The 16,019-nt window shown below is 65.4% G+C and carries 15 protein-coding genes and 2 pseudogenes; 12 read left to right on the top strand and 5 right to left on the bottom strand.

Annotation, left to right across the window (positions count from 1 at the left end):
* Nucleotides 1-6: 6 nt before the first annotated feature.
* The gene (locus tag VAE54_RS12220; protein ID WP_322802249.1) at nucleotides 7-624 is read right to left on the bottom strand and encodes a copper resistance protein CopC; all 618 of its coding nucleotides are present in this window, start codon (nucleotides 622-624) and stop codon (nucleotides 7-9) included.
* A gap of 331 nt (nucleotides 625-955) precedes the next feature.
* On the opposite strand from VAE54_RS12220, the pseudogene VAE54_RS12215 reads away from it, so the two are divergent.
* From VAE54_RS12215 to VAE54_RS12180, 9 genes and pseudogenes are all read left to right on the top strand, one after another.
* Nucleotides 956-1,199: pseudogene (locus VAE54_RS12215) on the top strand (DUF433 domain-containing protein).
* Nucleotides 1,196-1,429, top strand: a pseudogene (locus VAE54_RS14670) (DUF5615 family PIN-like protein); the annotation flags it as partial. The pseudogenes VAE54_RS12215 and VAE54_RS14670, both read left to right, overlap by 4 nt.
* Nucleotides 1,430-1,697: 268 nt before the next feature.
* Complete coding sequence (locus VAE54_RS12210) at nucleotides 1,698-2,204, top strand: DUF4149 domain-containing protein (protein WP_322802248.1); 507 nt, start codon at nucleotides 1,698-1,700, stop codon at nucleotides 2,202-2,204.
* 23 nt (nucleotides 2,205-2,227) lie between these two features.
* Entirely contained in the window at nucleotides 2,228-2,647 is a 420-nt protein-coding gene (locus VAE54_RS12205; protein WP_322802247.1) for a hypothetical protein, read from the top strand.
* Nucleotide 2,648: 1 nt separating this feature from the next.
* The gene (locus tag VAE54_RS12200) at nucleotides 2,649-3,065 is read left to right on the top strand and encodes a hypothetical protein (RefSeq protein ID WP_322802246.1); all 417 of its coding nucleotides are present in this window, start codon (nucleotides 2,649-2,651) and stop codon (nucleotides 3,063-3,065) included.
* Between the two features lie 40 nt (nucleotides 3,066-3,105).
* The gene (locus tag VAE54_RS12195) at nucleotides 3,106-3,855 is read left to right on the top strand and encodes a sulfite exporter TauE/SafE family protein (protein ID WP_322802245.1); all 750 of its coding nucleotides are present in this window, start codon (nucleotides 3,106-3,108) and stop codon (nucleotides 3,853-3,855) included.
* A gap of 64 nt (nucleotides 3,856-3,919) precedes the next feature.
* Nucleotides 3,920-4,942 carry an SPFH domain-containing protein gene (locus VAE54_RS12190; protein WP_322802244.1) on the top strand — a complete coding sequence of 341 codons (1,023 nt, stop codon included), beginning with the start codon at nucleotides 3,920-3,922 and terminating at the stop codon, nucleotides 4,940-4,942.
* 105 nt (nucleotides 4,943-5,047) lie between these two features.
* Nucleotides 5,048-6,565: a bifunctional phosphoribosylaminoimidazolecarboxamide formyltransferase/IMP cyclohydrolase gene (gene purH, locus VAE54_RS12185; RefSeq protein WP_322802243.1), complete on the top strand. Its 1,518-nt coding sequence runs from the start codon at nucleotides 5,048-5,050 to the stop codon at nucleotides 6,563-6,565.
* Between the two features lie 44 nt (nucleotides 6,566-6,609).
* Complete coding sequence (locus VAE54_RS12180; protein WP_322802242.1) at nucleotides 6,610-7,722, top strand: hypothetical protein; 1,113 nt, start codon at nucleotides 6,610-6,612, stop codon at nucleotides 7,720-7,722.
* Between the two features lie 21 nt (nucleotides 7,723-7,743).
* Here VAE54_RS12180 and VAE54_RS12175 read toward each other — a convergent pair whose 3' ends face one another.
* Nucleotides 7,744-9,417 (bottom strand): R3H domain-containing nucleic acid-binding protein, encoded by a 1,674-nt coding sequence (locus VAE54_RS12175; protein ID WP_322802241.1) that lies wholly within the window; start codon nucleotides 9,415-9,417, stop codon nucleotides 7,744-7,746.
* 173 nt (nucleotides 9,418-9,590) lie between these two features.
* Nucleotides 9,591-10,448, bottom strand: a complete 858-nt coding sequence (locus VAE54_RS12170; protein WP_322802240.1) for a shikimate dehydrogenase — start codon at nucleotides 10,446-10,448, stop codon at nucleotides 9,591-9,593.
* Between the two features lie 252 nt (nucleotides 10,449-10,700).
* Between VAE54_RS12170 and prmC the strand changes: the two genes are divergently transcribed.
* The 3 genes from prmC to VAE54_RS12155 all read left to right on the top strand — a co-directional run bounded on the left by prmC (nucleotide 10,701) and on the right by VAE54_RS12155 (nucleotide 13,743).
* Nucleotides 10,701-11,576, top strand: coding sequence for a peptide chain release factor N(5)-glutamine methyltransferase (gene prmC, locus VAE54_RS12165; RefSeq protein ID WP_322802239.1), 876 nt, complete (start codon nucleotides 10,701-10,703; stop codon nucleotides 11,574-11,576).
* A gap of 68 nt (nucleotides 11,577-11,644) precedes the next feature.
* Complete coding sequence (rpiB, locus tag VAE54_RS12160) at nucleotides 11,645-12,100, top strand: ribose 5-phosphate isomerase B (protein ID WP_322802238.1); 456 nt, start codon at nucleotides 11,645-11,647, stop codon at nucleotides 12,098-12,100.
* An 80-nt stretch (nucleotides 12,101-12,180) separates the two neighbouring features.
* Nucleotides 12,181-13,743 carry a carbon-nitrogen hydrolase family protein gene (locus VAE54_RS12155; protein WP_322802237.1) on the top strand — a complete coding sequence of 521 codons (1,563 nt, stop codon included), beginning with the start codon at nucleotides 12,181-12,183 and terminating at the stop codon, nucleotides 13,741-13,743.
* A gap of 76 nt (nucleotides 13,744-13,819) precedes the next feature.
* Here VAE54_RS12155 and VAE54_RS12150 read toward each other — a convergent pair whose 3' ends face one another.
* Both VAE54_RS12150 and VAE54_RS12145 read right to left on the bottom strand, forming a co-directional pair.
* The gene (locus VAE54_RS12150; RefSeq protein ID WP_322802236.1) at nucleotides 13,820-14,986 is read right to left on the bottom strand and encodes an alanine--glyoxylate aminotransferase family protein; all 1,167 of its coding nucleotides are present in this window, start codon (nucleotides 14,984-14,986) and stop codon (nucleotides 13,820-13,822) included.
* 105 nt (nucleotides 14,987-15,091) lie between these two features.
* Nucleotides 15,092-16,019 (bottom strand): hypothetical protein (locus VAE54_RS12145; RefSeq protein ID WP_322802235.1); only part of this gene is annotated, 928 nt, incomplete at its 5' end.

The following is a 16,019-nucleotide window of genomic DNA, read 5'->3' as shown; positions in this document are numbered from 1 at the left end:
CCGGGTTTATCCACGCCGGCGGATGGCCAGCGCGGCGATCCCAAGGAGGACCAGGGCGATCAGGGCGGCTCCCGGCAGTGCCCATCGGGGAAGCCTCAGGTGGGCGGTAGGAGGAAAGAAGGGGGTCGGAGTGCTCGTGAGAAAGAGCGGAATCGAGGCGGGTTGCGATACGGGAGCTGTCGGTGTAGGGGAAGGGGTAGGCAGTGGGGAAGCCATGAAAGCGGGGGCTGGCTGAAGTGTGAAAACAAAGGTCCCTTCGGCAATATCGCCATCTTCCGCTGAACGTGTGCGCCAGCGCACCGTGTAGGTTCCGGGTTTCATCCGGCCTGGATCCAGGGAAACCACCAGTTGCTTGCGATCTGGATCGTTCAGGTCGACGTGGGCGTCTCCGCGATCCACGGCGTTCCCTTCGGCGTCGAGGACGGAGAGAGTGCTCCCCTTCGGATCCAGCTCCTCGGTGAACCAGCAGCGCACCTCCGAAGGGGGAGACAGGATGGAGGACCCCGGCGATGGTTCGCAGCGATCTATCTCCGCGTGGGCGTGCGCGGTGTAAGCGACAAGCCCGCTCAGACTCAGAACAAGAACGAGGCAAAGCGGATAAACCCCCGCGAGGGCTTTTCGCATGGGAGGTCTCCTTGAGATCCGCTCTTCGGACTACAGGCGTATGGCCATTATAAAGATAAAGCGTTCTGGCATCTTCTTCAAGTTTTCAGTCATTATTTCAAAGCTGGAGCTCCATATCATCGCCATGGGCTTGCATTTGCTAACGGCGATGCTGGATCGGTGGGCAGTTTTGCCAGGCCCTCGCGGTCGTCTTGGTTCTTCGCCAGCCGGCGAAGGACTTCGATGATGGAGATCCAATGGGTGGTGAGCGTGAAGCGTTTGACCATGCTCTGCTTGCGACTATACTTCAAAGGGCCATGCGTTGCCTCTTGTCGTCAATAGGAGGCGGAATATGATTTCGGTACCAGGTTTTGATCGGATCACTTTTGATCGAAATGTCATGGGGGCGAGCATGCATTCGCGGCATGCGAATCACTGTCTCGCTGATTCTGAATCTGCTCGCTAATGGCATGAGCGTTGAAGAGATCATAGAAGCTTATCCATATCTGGAGCCGGAAGACATTCGACAAGCCTTACGTTATGCGGCCTGGTTGGCTGAAGAAGCAAACTATGCGTTAGAGCCAGGTTCAGCATGAAGTTTCTCGCCGATGTGGGAATCTCTCCGAAAACCGCACATTTCCTCCGCAGCCCGGGGTATGATGCTGTCCACCTCCATGAAGAGGGTCTTGAGCGTCTCGAAGACCAGGCGATTTTGGCCAAAGCCCGGGAAGAGAACCGCGTGCTTTTGACCCATGATCTGGATTTCAGTGAGCTGGTTGCTGCCGGTGGTGCCCGCTTACCCAGCGTCATTGTGTTTCGCCTACGGAACATGCGCCCCGATAACGTCAACCGCTATTTGTTGCACATTGTTGCACATTATCGAACACTATCGAGAAGCTCTGATGAAAGGGGCCATCGTGAGCGTGACCGAGGGACGCGTTCAGGTTCGTGCTCTCCCTTTACGAGCTCCAGGTTCGGCTCCAGGATCTGTGACGAGAGGGACGGGCTGGACTTTGACTTGAAGCAAGGTGGCGCTGGGGGCGTTGGGGTATGCTGGATCCTGGGCGGGGATCCCCGGCCAGGAGGCGCGATCGATGCGGACTCTCTATTTCATTGCCGTGGGCCTGCATCTGCTAACAGCGATCTTCTGGATCGGCGGGCAACTCTTCCTGGCCCTCGCCGTCGTCCCGGCTCTTCGCCAGCCGGCGTTCCGCGCCCTCTCCCCGGCGCTTCTCCAGGCCCTGGGCCTGCGGTTCCGGACCATGGGCTGGATCGCCATCGGGGTTCTGATCCTTACTGGTCTGATCAACCTGGCCGCCCGGGAGGTGACGCTGGGGCTCGTGCTGGATCCGGCGTTCTGGCGGGGCGCTTTCGGGCGGGCGCTGGCCGGGAAGCTGCTCGCGGTGGTTATGGTCATCGGATGCAACGCGTTGCATGATTTCTGGGCGGGGCCCCGGGCGACCCGGGCGCTGGAGACGAACCCGGAGGGGGACGAGGCGGCCCGCTGGCGCCGGCTGGCCTCCTGGCTGGCCCGGCTGACGCTGCTGGCCAGCTTGATGGCGATGGCGTTCTCGCTTTTCATCGTCCGCGGTTGGCCGTGAGGGCCCGTATCGGAGGAGACCGGATGCCGCGTGTAACCCGCTGGTTTCTCCGAGCCGCCCTGGTTCATCTCGCCGTGGCGCTGCTCCTGGGGTGGCTGCTGGGGCTGGGGCGCCTCGTAGCGCTGCCCCCGGTCCTGGCTGCCGCCAGCCCGGTTTATTTCCACCTGTTCATGCTGGGCGGCGTGGCCCAGTTCATCATCGGGGTGGCCTGGTGGATGTTCCCGCCGCTCTCGAAGGAGCGCCCTCGGGGAAACGAGGCCCTGGCCTGGTCGGTCTTCTTTCTGTTGAACGGCGGGCTGATCCTGCGGGCGATCTGCGAGCCGTGGGTCGCCGTGGATCCGCAGCCCATCGCCCGCTGGGGCCTGTTGCTGAGCGCTATGGCCCTGGTGGCGGCGGGATGGATCTTCACGGGGCTGCTCTGGCCCCGGGTGAAGGGGAAGTGAGATGCCGCGGTTGAGTCGTTGCATGATCCGTGCGGCTCTCGGGCATCTGGCGCTCGGTTTCCTGATTGGAGGCCTGATGCTGGCTCACAAGGCCTTCCCCTATGCGCCGTGGGTGATGCGCCTGCTCCCATGGCATATCCACAGCCTCTTCATCGGCTGGACCGTTCAGCTGGCCTTCGGGGTGGCCTACTGGATCTTCCCGCGGTTTGCCCTGGAGCGCCCCGGGGATCCGCGCGGGCGGGCGGGGTGGGCCTGGGCTTCCTTCGGGTTATTGAACGCCGGTGCTCTCAGCGCCGGTCTGGCCGGGGCCGCCGGATGGGGCGTTGGGCTGGCCGTAGGGGCTGGCCTGGAAGCGCTGGGGGTCTTCGCGTTTGCGATCCACTTGTGGCCTCGCGTACGTCCCGCTGTTCTCCAGTAAAATCACTGGCATCAGCCATCTATGGGGGCGGAGGAGCTTCATGCGGGATGCGCCCATTGTCTTCATGGCCGCTTTTATCGCCGGGGCGATGAACGCCATCGCAGGCGGGGGGACTCTGGTATCCTTTCCGGCGTTGCTGTGGCTGGGCCGCCATCCGATCCTGGCCAACGCCACCAACACGGTGGCCCTCCTTCCCGGATCCCTCGCCGGAGCTTTCGGATTTCGCTACGAGCTCAAGCGGATCCGCCACTGGCTGCTGATCCTATTCTGGCCCTCTCTGGTCGGCGGATTCCTGGGGTCGTATGTGCTGCTTCACACCCCGGAACGGACGTTCCGGGGGATCATCCCCTATCTATTGCTGTTCGCCACGATCCTCTTGATGATCGGCCCTCAGCTCCAGCGCTGGCTGCCGCGGTCCACGACCTCGATCTCTGTCCGGCGGTGGGCTGCTCTTGTCTTCTTCCAGCTTCTGGTGGGATTCTATGGGGGATACTTTGGGGCGGGGATCGGCATCCTGATGCTGGCCGCCCTGGAATTGATGGGGCTGACGGATATCCATCAGATGAACGGGTTGAAAAACGTGCTGGCGTTCACCATCAATGGGATCGCCGCGCTTTACTTTATCCAGTCCGGCGCTGTGCTCTGGGGGGATGTGCTGTGGATGGCGATCGGCGCGCTGGCCGGGGGGTATGCCTCCGTTGCCATCGCGCGGCGAGTCGATCGCATCTGGGTGCGGCGGACGGTGGTGGCGATCGGTTTCCTGGTGGCCTTCCGATCGTTCTTCCATTAGACTGGACTAGACTGGACGCCAAGAGTCCGTGCCGCCGACAGAGAACGGAGAAAGGAGTATCGGGATGCCGCGGATCTTCGATGTGATCGAATGGGCGGATGACACCGGCCGGGAGATCGTCCGGCGGTTCCCCGAGGAAGGGGCAGGGGATTTCCGCCTGGGCTCCCAGCTCATCGTGCGGGAAAGTCAGGTGGCGGTTTTCTTCCGGGATGGGAAAGCCCTGGACGCGTTCGGCCCCGGCCGCCACACGCTCACCACGGCCAACATCCCGCTTCTGATCAACCTGCTGGGGCCGCTCTTCAGTGGCCGTTCCCCCTTCACCGCAGAGGTCTATTTCGTTTCCACCCGGGAGTTTGTGGATCTGAAATGGGGAACCCTGGAGCCCATCGTCGTCCGCAACCCGGGCATGGGGTTGGGCGTGGTCCTGCTTCAAGGTCACGGAACCTTTGCCATCCAGGTGAGGGATCCCCAGCTGTTCGTCAATAAGATCGTGGGGGTTCAGCGTCTGTATGAGACGGAGCGGATTGTGGATTACCTGCGCAGCATCCTGGTGAGCAAGCTGGCCGACGTTGTGGGCAACTTCAACCGGCCGGTGGTGGACCTCGCGGGGTTTTTCGAGGAGCTGGGCGCCGCGGTGCGGGCCAGGGCGCAGGAGGACTTCGGGGCGCTGGGCCTGGACCTGAAGGCGTTCTATGTGCAGTCCCTTCGGCCCTCCTCGAAGACCATCGAGGAGCTGCGGGCGATGGGGTTGCTGGACGTGCAGACATATGCACAGCTGCAGGCGGCAGACGCCCTGCGGGAGGCGGCGCAGCAGGAGCTGGGTGGGCTGGCTGCGGCGGGCGTGGGTGCGGGGGCTGGCTTCGGGCTGGCCCAGTTTTTCACCCAGCTGTTCCAGGGGATGACCGCCCGGCCGGCCGCCCCTGCAGCGGCGCCTGAGGTGATGACGGTGGAAGAGGCCGCCGCCTACCTGAAGGTATCCCCGGAGGATGTCCTGCAGCTGATCGAATCCGGCCAGCTGAAGGCCCGCAAGATCGGCACCACCTATCGGATCAGCCGCTCTGCGATCGAGGAGTTCCTGAAAGGATAACGCGCGGAAACCTGGCCTTTTTCATCGCACGAGGGGAACCATGACCTCCAGTTATGAAGGATTTCCTCCTTCTGCTCAGGATTGACCCGAAGGGAGGGCCGCCCGATGGCGGAACGTTACGCTTTATTCAGTGTGACGGACCGGAGCGGGCTGGTGGAGTTCGCCCGCGGTCTGGTTGAGCTGGGCTGGCGGATCCTCGCCACGCGGGGAACCGCCCAGGCTCTCTCCGCCGCGGGGATCCCGGTGACTCCGCTGGAGGAATGGACGGGCGTTCCGGAGATCCTGGGAGGACGGGTGAAAACCCTCCACCCCCGGGTGCACGCCGGGATCCTGGCCCGGGCCACGGAGGGAGATCTAATGGAGCTTGCCGCCATCGGCGGGCATCCCATCGACTTGGTAGCGGTGAATCTGTATGCGTTCGAAGAAGCGGCCCGGGGAGGAAGCCTGGAGGAAGCGATCGAAGCCATCGACATCGGAGGCGTGGCGCTCCTGCGGGCGGCCGCGAAGAATTTCGCCCGGGTGGTCGTATGCAGCAGCCCCGCGGATTATCCTCTCGTCCTGGACGCCCTTCGCCAGCACGGGGAAGTTCCCATGGAGTTGCGACGGCGCCTGGCGGCCCGCGTGTTCCAGATGACAGCCTATTATGATGCGATGATTGCCCGGTATCTGGATCCGGAGGGCCTGGGCTCCGGGTCGCTCCCGGAGCGGTTGCTCCTTTTCGGGCGGCCGGCGATCCCTTTGCGTTACGGGGAGAACCCCCATCAGGCTGGAGCCTTCTATCTGGACCCTCTCCGTCCCTTGCCGTTCGAGGTGCTCCAGGGGAAACCGCTTTCCTACAATAACCTGCTGGATCTGGAAGCTGCCTGGCGGGCGGCGCAGGATCTCCCTGTGCCGGCATCGGTCATCGTCAAGCACAACAACCCATGCGGGGCCGCGGTGGCGGATACGCCGGCGCAGGCTTTCCGGCGCGCCCTGGATAGCGATCCAGAGAGCGCATATGGCGGCATCGTCGCCTTCAACACGGCGGTCGATGTCGAAGCCGCTGGGGCGCTGCAGGGGATCTTTCTGGAGGTGATCGTCGCCCCGGCCTATCAGCCGGAGGCGCTGGAGCGCTTGGCGCGGAAGAAGGCGTGCCGCGTGATCCGCATGCGGGATGCGGTAACCTTACCCCTCGAGGTTCGGAGCGCCCTCGGTGGATTTCTGGTTCAGACCCTTGATGAGGGGGGAGATGATCCCAGGACGTGGGAAGTTGTTACCCGCCGGGCGCCCACCGAATCCGAATGGCGGGATCTCCGGTTCGCCTGGCAGGTGGTTCGCCATGTGCGTTCCAACGCCATTGTGCTGGCCCGGGAGGGCCAGACGGTGGGGGTTGGGGCGGGGCAGATGAGCCGCGTGGATGCGGTGCGAATCGCGGTGATGAAAGCGGGGGAACGAGCCCGGGGGGCGGTGCTGGCTTCCGACGCTTTCTTCCCCTTCCCGGATGGGGTGGAGGTCGCCGCGGCCGCCGGGGTGATGGCGATCATCCAGCCCGGGGGCTCTATTCGGGATCCCGAGGTCATCGAGGCCGCCGATCGCTGGGGGATCGCCATGGTGTTCACCGGAAGGCGTCATTTCCGTCATTGATATAAAATGAGATGGCCCGATGTTACCTCCAGGGGGGCTGAAGGATGGCGTTCACCGTGGAAGATTTCGACGATCTGATTCGCCTGCTGGAAGAGAATCGGGAATGGCTTCAGCGCCTGCGCCAGCTATTGCTGGGCGAGGAGGTGATGGTCCTGCCCGCGCAGGTCCAGGCCCTCCAGGCGGTGATCGGCACCGTGCTGGCGGAAGTCGCCCGTCATCAGCAGGAGCAAACGCGGGTCCTCTCCTCCATGCTCGCTGTGTTGCAAACCATAACGTCTTCGATTCAGGCCCTGACGAATGTTCAGGAACGCCAGGTCGAAGCGCTCATTCGCTTCCGTTTAGAGGTGGATCAGCGCTTTGCGGATCTAGCGGCGAACCAGGCCCGGCTGGAGGAGGCGGTGGCGAAGCTGGCTGAGGCCCAGCGGCAGGCGGAGGAGCGGCTGGCGCGGCTGGAGGAGGCGCAGATCCGGACGGAGGAGCGATTGGCCCGGCTGGAGGAGGCGGTGGCGAAGCTGGCTGAGGCCCAGCGGCAGGCGGAGGAGCGGCTGGCAAAGCTGGAGGAGGCACAGATCCGGGCGGAGGAGCGATTGGCGCGGCTGGAGGAGGCACAGATCCGGACGGAGGAGCGGCTGGCCCGGCTGGAGGAGACGCAGATCCGGATCCAGGAGGAGATCCGGGATCTGACTGCTCAGATCCGTCGGTTGGTCCTTGCGCAACAGGCGATGGGGGATCAACTCAACCGTTTCGGGTCCGTGGTGGGGATCGTGGCGGAGGAGCGCATGGCGGTCTATATGGAGCGATGGCTGGAAAGCCGGGGGTATCAACTCCAGATGCCGATCTCCTCTCTACCCCTGGATTCGGAGACGGAGATCGATGGAGTCACGCAGGTTCGGGATGCCGAGGGAAACGTCGAATGGCTTCTGATCTCTGTGCGGGTGAGGGCTCGACCCCGGGATTTCGAGGATTTCGCGGGGATCCTCAGCCGGGAACGCATCCGGAGGCTCCTGCGGGAGCGGGGGATCCAGGGGCGGATCCGCCCCTTTATTTTCGGGATGACCATGCAGCTGGGGGCCGTTCAGGCCGCTCATCAGCATCGCATCGGGTTGATTTTGAGCGAACGAGGGGAGATGGCGCCAGCGGGCCTCTGGGAGCTTTAAGGCTTCCCTTCCAACAGAATCTCACTCCCCGTAGATTCGAACATAACGGTTCGGCTCCTTCCCGTAGCTATGGGAGATCAGATTATACTGGCGGGCCAAGAGATGCTGCTGGCGCCGGATATATGCGTTCTGGGGAGATAGATCCACGTATTTCGCTTCCCCGTTGAGGATCCTCCGGATGGCCGCCTCCGCCTCTTCCAGCGCCTGCGCGAGGCGATCGTCCTCTTCCCCTTCCGCAGGGGCCAGGTTCAGGATGTCCGCCAGACAGCTTTCGATCTGGGTCACCGTGTTCGAGCGGACCACGTAGATAGGAACCCCACGGCCTTCCGCTTCGTGGAGCACCCGGGGGTGGCGCCGGTAATGGGCCTTCGTGGTGATCACCACGTCTGCCTCACCGATCTGCTCCACGATTTGAATGGGGGTCCCGAAGACGCTGGCCGCCCGCTGGAGGCGGTTCCGCGCCAGGCCCAGGGGATACACCCGCAGGGGGCGCCGCGGCCCATTGCCCGAGGGGAGCGGGGAGACCGGCCATGGGGCTTCCTCCAGCTCGCCCTCATCTTCGAAGACTCCGGCGCGTTCCACGGTCACCCGTGGGGAGGCGGGCAGGGATTCCCCCGTCGCGATCGGCGTGGTGGAGATGATCTCCCCGCGCCAGAAGGGGAGGGGAGACTTCCCCATCATCACCGCCCGCCGGAATCGGGGCTTCTCGATGTGGATGTGCCCTTCCTCATCCCGATAGCGCAGCTCCACGTCGGGCTGCTGGCCTCGCAGGAGGGCATCCACGCTGGCAGCCACGTCGTGATGAACCAGCAGCCGCTGGCGGTCCTGGATCTCGATGAGCACGTCGAAGGTGGGGGGCGCCCGCCGTTCGAGGACTGTCTTCTGCGTGCCCCGCCGCCGGGCCTCCTCGTCCGAGAGCGTCACGCTCTCAATGCCGCCCACGAGGTCGGAGAGGGTGGGGTTCATCAGCAGGTTCTCCAGGGTGTTCCCGTGGGCGGTGGCGATCAGCTGCACGCCGCGCTCGGCGATAGTGCGGGCGGCGATCGCCTCCAGCTCGCGCCCGATCTCATCGATGATGATGACCTCGGGCATATGGTTCTCCACCGCCTCGATCATCACCTCATGCTGGAGGCTGGGCTTGGGGACCTGCATGCGGCGCGCGCGGCCGACCGCTGGATGCGGGATATCCCCGTCGCCCCCGATCTCGTTCGAGGTGTCCACGATGATCACCCGCTTGTGCTCCGCCAGGACCCGCGCCGCCTCCCGCAGCATGGTCGTCTTTCCGACGCCCGGGCGGCCCAGCAGGAGGATGTTCTTGCCGGAGAGGATGATATCCCGGATGATCTCAATCGTGCCGTAGACGGCCCGGCCGACCCGGCAGGTCAGGCCGATGATATTGCCACGCCGGTTGCGGATCGCGCTGATCCGATGCAGGGTCCGCTGGATCCCGGCCCGGTTGTCGGCGTCGAACTCCCCGATGCGGGAGACCACGTATTGCAGGTCGGCTTCCGTCACTTCCCGCTGGCAGAGGGTCACCTCGCCGTCGGTATATCGGGCCTCCGGATATCGCCCCAGGTCCAGCACAACCTCCAGCAGGGCCTCGTTTCGATTGCGATCTCGCACGGCCTGGGCGATATCGGGGGGCAGGACATTCAACAGCGCTTCCAGGTCATCGGTGATCTGGAACTGGGTCATCCTTGCGATGATGCTCCTCCATTCAGAGTTCAGGGCATGCCCCCAGGGGCCATCCGGCGGGATGACCAGCCCCCCGCCGGAGCACGGGGGACGGTCCTGGGGGCTGATCCCTGGATCACCTTATTTTATTGCGATCCCCGGTGGCTGTCGAATCGCAGCCGATGGGTCGACGGTCACTCCTGGAGCGCCGCCCGCATCACGGCCAGGGGGGGCTCCCGGCCGGTCCACATGGCGAAGGCCAGCGCCCCCTGGTGCAGCAGCATCCCCAGGCCGTTGAAAGCGGGGATCCCCGCGGCTTCCGCCAGCGCCATCAATCGGGTCCGCGGCGGCTCATAGATGAGATCGATGACGCCCTGCAGGCCCCAGGGGAACGGGCGCTCCGGCGGCCAGGGGGACGCCTCGACCTCTGGCGCCATGCCCACCGGCGTGGTGTTAATCAGCAGCGCGATGTCTTCCGGGGGGGGCTCCTCCAGGCGGAGCACATGGGTGGGCGGCAGGCGAAGGCCAGCGGGGGGGAAGGTTTCCCGCAGTTCGGCGATCAGGCGATGAGCCCGCTCCGGGCTTCGGTTGATCAGGAAAATCTCCGCGGCCCCTTCCATGGCCAGGGCGGCCAGGACCGCGCGGGCAGCCCCGCCGGCCCCCAGGATAGCCACCGCCTGTCCCTGGGCGGAAAGCCCGGTCTCCGCCAGGGCCCGGCGGAACCCTTCCACGTCTGTGTTTTCCCCGATCCATCGCCCCTCCACCACCCGGAGGGTATTCACCGCTCCGAGCGCCCGGGCCAGGGGGGAGAGCTCATCCAGATAGGGGATCACCGTGGTCTTGTGGGGAACGGTGACATTGGCTCCCGCGAAACCCATCGCCCGCAAACCCCGCATGGCATCTTCCAGCCGCTCGGGCGGGACGGGCAGGGGCACATAAGCCCAATCCAGCCTGAGCGCGGCGAAGGCCGCGTTATGCATCTGGGGGCTCCGGCTGTGCGCCACCGGCCATCCCAGCAACCCCACCAGGCGGGTCGTGCCGCGGATCCTCATGGAACCTCCACGGTGCTCCGCTCATGCGCGAGGTTCTGGAGTCCATTGGAAGCCCCGATGTTAATGTTTATTATATCTTCGGTGAAGCGTCGCTCTCGGCAAAACTGGCCTCCGTTCGCTCTTCCGGCTATGCTGAGATCATGTGGGTCACAATGAGCTCGTTGATCTCCAGAGGTTAGGTGGGAAGATCCAGCCGCTCGTTTATCCCATGCCATATGTGGCGATCCGGGAAATATGAGGTGAAGCAGCCGGATGATTCATCAGGCCCCGATCCAGACTCTATCAATTCGAGAGGCCATCGCCTGGGCTGCTCAGCGGGTCCGGGCGACCCAGCCCCGGCTGGCGGCGGAGGTGCTGCTGGCCCGTGTCCTCGGGGTATCTCGCGCCTACTTGCTGGCCCATCCCGAGCGTGTCCTGACGGATCCGGAGTGGGAAGCCTTCGCCCGGCTGGTGGCCCGCTCCGCGCATGGGGAGCCCCTGTTTTATCTGATCGGAGAGCGGGAGTTCTACGGGATGCCTTTCCGGGTCACCCCCGCTGTCCTGATTCCCCGCCCGGAGACGGAACACCTGGTGGATGCCGCCCTGGAGTGGGCCCGAAGCCGGACCTACCGAACCTATGCCCCGCTCACCTTCGCGGACATCGGCACAGGATCCGGATGCATCGCGGTGACCCTCGCGGTTTATCTGCCCAACAGCCGGGGCTACGCTACGGATCTCTCCTCGGAGGCCCTGGAGGTGGCCCGGGAGAATGCGATCCGCCATGGGGTCGCCCATCGGCTGTCGTTCCTTCAGGGGGATCTCTGCGCTCCCCTGCCGGAGGCGGTGGATCTGCTGGTCGCCAATTTGCCCTACGTGGCCCGCTCGGAGTGGGAAGTCCTGGATCCGGCGATCCGGGAATATGAGCCGATCCTGGCGCTGGACGGCGGGCCTGATGGCCTGGAGGTCATCCGCCGCTTCCTGGCTCAGGCGCCGGATTTCCTCCGGCCAATGGGGGCGGTATTCCTGGAAATTGGGGCCGGGCAGGGCGCGGCCGTCCTCGACCTGGCGCGTTCAGCCTTCCCCCGAGCTGTGGTTCGTTTGCTGAAAGATAGCGCCGGCCTCGATCGGGTCGTGGCCATCACCCATTAGCGCAGGGTGCGGGCGAGGGCCGGACGGATTCAGCGATCTGTCCGATTCCTGGACACATGGAGGGGGAGATGCGGGTCGCCATCGGCGCGGATCATGCCGGGTATGCCTTGAAGGAGACCCTCGCCATGTATATGCGGGAGCGGGGGATCGAGGTCATCGATTTCGGAACCCACGGGCCCGATCCGGTGGATTATCCGGACTATGCCCGGGTTGTGGCGGAGGCCGTAGCCCGGGGGGAAGCGGATTTCGGAGTTCTGATCTGCGGCACCGGGGTCGGCATGGCCATCACGGCCAACAAGGTGGCCGGGATCCGCGCCGCGGCGGTCTCGGATGTATATTCTGCCCGTATGAGCCGCGCCCATAACGATGCCAACATCCTCTGCATGGGGGGGCGGGTGGTGGGGCCAGGGCTGGCCATCGAGATCCTGGAAACCTGGCTGCGCACCCCCTTCGAAGGGGGGCGCCACGCCCGCCGGGTGGAGAAAATCCGGGCGCTGGAAACCGGTTGCGGGACCCCCTCTTGAATCGGCCTCGCCGGATGGAGGTTGAGGGCCTCGAGGAGGGGTCATCCCATCGCCAAGCTGATGGTTGGGGAGCTCACGCGATGACCGCGATAGGGATCGCCTGTGTGCAGCTGGAGGCAAAGGATCTGGAGCATGCGGAGGAAGCCCTGGGGCGGGCGCTGGATCGGGTGGAGGAGGCTGGCCGTTACCAGCCGGAGATCATCCTGCTCCCAGAGTGCACTTACCCGGCCTATTATCTGCACTCCCTGGAGGCTTATCGACGATCCGAACCGCGCCCGGTAGAGGAGATCCTCCGATTGTTCGGGGAAAAGGCCCGCCGCCACCGAGCGTATATCGCGGTAGGCCTCGCTCGCCCGCACCCCTCGGGACGGCTGCGCAACTCGGTGGCCCTCATGGATCCCCAGGGCCAGGTCCTGGGCTTCCACGATAAACTCTTCCTCTGGCACTTCGATCGGGAGTGGTTCGATCCCGGATCGGAGCTCCCGGTTTTCGATCTCCCCTTCGGACGGGTGGGCCTGATGATCTGCGCCGACGCCCGCATGCCCGAGATCCCCCGCGCCCTGGCCCTGCGCGGCGCCCGCCTGATCCTGGACGCCACCGCTCTGGTGACTGCGACAGGGGCTCCAGGCGCCCGCACCAACCCGCAGGTGCTCTATATGCTCCCGGCGCGGGCGATGGAGAACGGCGTGTGGATCGCGGTGGCCAACAAGGTCGGAATGGAAGCGGACAGCGTCGTCTATTGCGGCCGCAGCGGGGTGATCGCCCCCGATGGACAATATCGGGCGATGGGAAGCCCGGATCGAGAGGAGATCGTGCTGGCCGAGGTCGACCCGGAAGCGGCGCCGGGCCCCCGGGTTCGGCCGGACGCATGGGATCCTCTGCTCACAGCCCCCCATGAGAATCTGCCGATCGCCCGATGGCTTCAGGAGCCCATCCCTCCCGATGCCCTGTATCTCCGGATGGGCTTGCTCCAGCTCAGAGCGTATCCCACGACGACGCAATGGATCCAGCGCGTCGCCACGCTGGGGGAGACCCTGATCCGCCAGGGCGCTTCCCTGCTGGTGGTATCTGGACTGCCGCCGGATCCCGACCCCTCGGCCCTTGAAGCCCTGGAAGCTCTCAGCGCCCAATGGTCATGCGGGTGGATTGTTCCGTTCCCTGAAAAGGGAGAAGCGGGCTCGACAGGGGCGGCTCTTCATCTCCTGGACCGCGGGCGGTGGATCGGCCGCCATCCGGGGGATAGGCGGGCAGGATCCCCCGTGTATTCCATCGGCGGGGGCATGGTGGGGGTGCTGTGGGAGTCCGAGGGATGGGCACCGGAGATCGCCCGCGGCGCGATGTTGCGAGGGGCCGAGCTTCTGATCTGGTGGGTGTCCGCCGCGGCGTCAGATCTTCATACCCTGGCCCGCGCCCGGGCGGATGAGAATCGGGTGTTTGTGGCTCTGGCCGCCCCGCCGGATCAGGCGGAGGGGGTCGCCTCCGGCGTTTTCGATCCGCTGGGTCAACCCCTGGCCACCGGGGTTCCCGGGGCCGAGCACGGGATCTTCGTTTCCCTGTTCCGACCCCTCACCCGTCATAAAGAGATGGCCCCTGGATCCCATGTGGTGTTCAGCCGGAGGCCAGAGACTTTCATGGGCTCCTGATGGAAGGCTTCCTGTGAGTGCTTCGGGGAATCGGACAGAAAGCAACGGGGCGGTGATCCCACCGCCCCGTTTTGTTTCACGCTCCGCGCGTCCATTCGGCCTGAGCGGCGGCAACGCCTGCGCCGGGGGGGAGGGCATGGCCCAGGCAGCGCAGGGCGATCTCGATGGCGCTCAGGGTCTGCAGAAGGGCCGGCAGCCCGATCTCTCCCATATGGCCGACCCGGAAGGAGCGGCCGCGCAAAGCCGGGTGGATCGCTCCCGCCACGGTCACCCCGGCCTGCTCGATTTCCCGGATCAGATGATCATCCACTCCATCCGGGTAGTAAATCACGCTCAGCGTCACGGCCGCCCAGGCAGGATCCCGGGGCACCATCTCCAACTCCATCGCCCGCAGCCCGGCCCGGAAGGCGCGGGCGATCCGCTCGTGGCGGGCCCAGCGGGCCTCCAGCCCCTCGGCGCGGATCCGGCGGAGGGAGACGGCCAGAGCCGCCACCAGATTCACGGCGGGGGTGGCGAAATAGGCCGGGCGACCGGCCTGGAAAGCCTCCATCACCGGGAGCCATTTCCCCCAGTCCGCATAGTAAGATCGCGGGCGGGTCCGCCGACAACGATAGGCCTCCAGAGCCGAAGGACGGGCGACGACAATCGCCAGCCCCGGCGGGACGGCGAGGGCTTTCTGGGAGCCGGTGAGGGCGACATCGACTTCCCAGGCCGTCTGATGGAAGCGCTGCCCGCCGACCGCGCACACCCCATCGACGACCACCAGGGCTCCGTAGCGGTGCGCCAGAGGCGCCCAGCGCTCCACCGGAACCACCACCCCGGTGGAAGTATCCACGTGGGTGAGGGTCAGCACTTTGACGCCCTGCCGGAGGGCGGCCTCCAGCTCCCCCTCATCGGGGAGGGCGCCCGGCTCCGCCGTCACCCGGATGACCTCCGCGTCCAGCCATTCGGCGATCTCCGCCATCCGGGCAGCAAAGTAACCGGTGTCCACCACCACCACACGATCGCCCGGCTCGACCAGGTTGGCCAGCGCCATTTCCATCGCCAGGGTGCCAGATCCCGGGACCAGGAACGGCTGGCCGTCTGGGGCATCGAAGACTTCCTGCAGGCCGATTAGGGACTCCTGCATCAGGGCCGCGAAGGCCGTGGACATATGGCTGAGGGGAGGGCGGGCCATCGCCTCCAGGACCTCCGGGTCCACTTCCACCGGACCGGGGATCATGAGCAGGGTGCGGCTGGCCATGGGTGAGATTCTCCGGGAGCGAGATGAATGGGTCACGGACTAGGCCTGCTTCGATGCGGAGGCTCGGCTCTCCAGGACAGTCCATCGGGCCGATCGAGCGATCCCTCAGCGAGCCCCCGCGCTGGAGCGGCGACCTTTCCGGGCAGCCGCTCGTTTCCGCTTTGAGACAGGAGGGCCATCTTTCCCCCAGATGATCCGCCCGTAGGAGAAAACCAGATGGAAACCCAGGTTATAGATCCGCTCCCGCACCTCGGGGCGAGCCCGATAGCAGAAGCATACGGGGATGAGGAGGCGCTTTTCGTTCTCCCCGTGCTCGTAATTCAGATATCGGGAGATCATGGGCAGCTTCCGGGCGAATCGATTGACCTCTCCAATGGTGATGTTGTATTTGGTCTCGCCGACGATCCAGATCTCATATCCGGGGCGGGCGGGATCATGGGCCCGACCGATAAGATCGACCTCTAGGTCGTGACCGTCCCAGCGAAGGTGGGCGCGTTCCAGGACGTCCACCTTCCATCCCAGCTCCCGGGTGAAGGCGTCGTGGATGACGATATAGGCCGCATCCTCCAGGTCGCCGCCGATCACGTCGCTCAGGGCGCCGACCTGACGGGCCATCCGTTCCATGGCCCGCTCCAGGCGGGTGACGCGTTCTTCGGTGCGGGCCTGGGCTTCGGCCAGGCGGGCCAGGGCCTCCTCCAGGCGGCGCTGGCCCTCCTCCAGGCGGGCCGTCCGCTCTTCGTTGCGAGCCTGAGCTTCCTCGATGCGGGCGAGGCGCTCCTCGGTGCGGATTTGGGCTTCCTCCAGGCGGGCGACGCGTTCTTCGGTGCGGGCCTGGGCTTCGGCGAGGCGGGCGAGGGCTTCCTCGACGCGGGCGAGGCGCTCCTCGGTGCGGATCTGGGCTTCCTCCAGGCGGGTGACGCGTTCTTCGGTGCGGGCCTGGGCTTCGGCGAGGCGGGCGAGGGCTTCCTCGACGCGGGCGAGGCGCTCTTCAGTGCGGGCCTGGGCTTCGATCAGGCGGGCCAGGGTGGCCTCG

Origin of the sequence: Thermoflexus sp., assembly GCF_034432235.1 — a bacterium.
Lineage (GTDB): Bacteria > Chloroflexota > Anaerolineae > Thermoflexales > Thermoflexaceae > Thermoflexus.
This window is presented reverse-complemented; position numbering and strand designations above follow the sequence as displayed.

Bases quoted from the DNA above. Each gene is read 5' to 3' on its own strand.
- VAE54_RS12220 (WP_322802249.1), bottom strand. From the start codon at position 624: ATGCGAAAAGCCCTCGCGGGGGTTTATCCGCTTTGCCTCGTTCTTGTT.
- VAE54_RS12210 (WP_322802248.1), top strand. From the start codon at position 1,698: ATGCGGACTCTCTATTTCATTGCCGTGGGCCTGCATCTGCTAACAGCG.
- VAE54_RS12205 (WP_322802247.1), top strand. From the start codon at position 2,228: ATGCCGCGTGTAACCCGCTGGTTTCTCCGAGCCGCCCTGGTTCATCTC.
- VAE54_RS12200 (WP_322802246.1), top strand. From the start codon at position 2,649: ATGCCGCGGTTGAGTCGTTGCATGATCCGTGCGGCTCTCGGGCATCTG.
- VAE54_RS12195 (WP_322802245.1), top strand. From the start codon at position 3,106: ATGCGGGATGCGCCCATTGTCTTCATGGCCGCTTTTATCGCCGGGGCG.
- VAE54_RS12190 (WP_322802244.1), top strand. From the start codon at position 3,920: ATGCCGCGGATCTTCGATGTGATCGAATGGGCGGATGACACCGGCCGG.
- purH (WP_322802243.1), top strand. From the start codon at position 5,048: ATGGCGGAACGTTACGCTTTATTCAGTGTGACGGACCGGAGCGGGCTG.
- VAE54_RS12180 (WP_322802242.1), top strand. From the start codon at position 6,610: ATGGCGTTCACCGTGGAAGATTTCGACGATCTGATTCGCCTGCTGGAA.
- VAE54_RS12175 (WP_322802241.1), bottom strand. From the start codon at position 9,417: ATGACCCAGTTCCAGATCACCGATGACCTGGAAGCGCTGTTGAATGTC.
- VAE54_RS12170 (WP_322802240.1), bottom strand. From the start codon at position 10,448: ATGAGGATCCGCGGCACGACCCGCCTGGTGGGGTTGCTGGGATGGCCG.
- prmC (WP_322802239.1), top strand. From the start codon at position 10,701: ATGATTCATCAGGCCCCGATCCAGACTCTATCAATTCGAGAGGCCATC.
- rpiB (WP_322802238.1), top strand. From the start codon at position 11,645: ATGCGGGTCGCCATCGGCGCGGATCATGCCGGGTATGCCTTGAAGGAG.
- VAE54_RS12155 (WP_322802237.1), top strand. From the start codon at position 12,181: ATGACCGCGATAGGGATCGCCTGTGTGCAGCTGGAGGCAAAGGATCTG.
- VAE54_RS12150 (WP_322802236.1), bottom strand. From the start codon at position 14,986: ATGGCCAGCCGCACCCTGCTCATGATCCCCGGTCCGGTGGAAGTGGAC.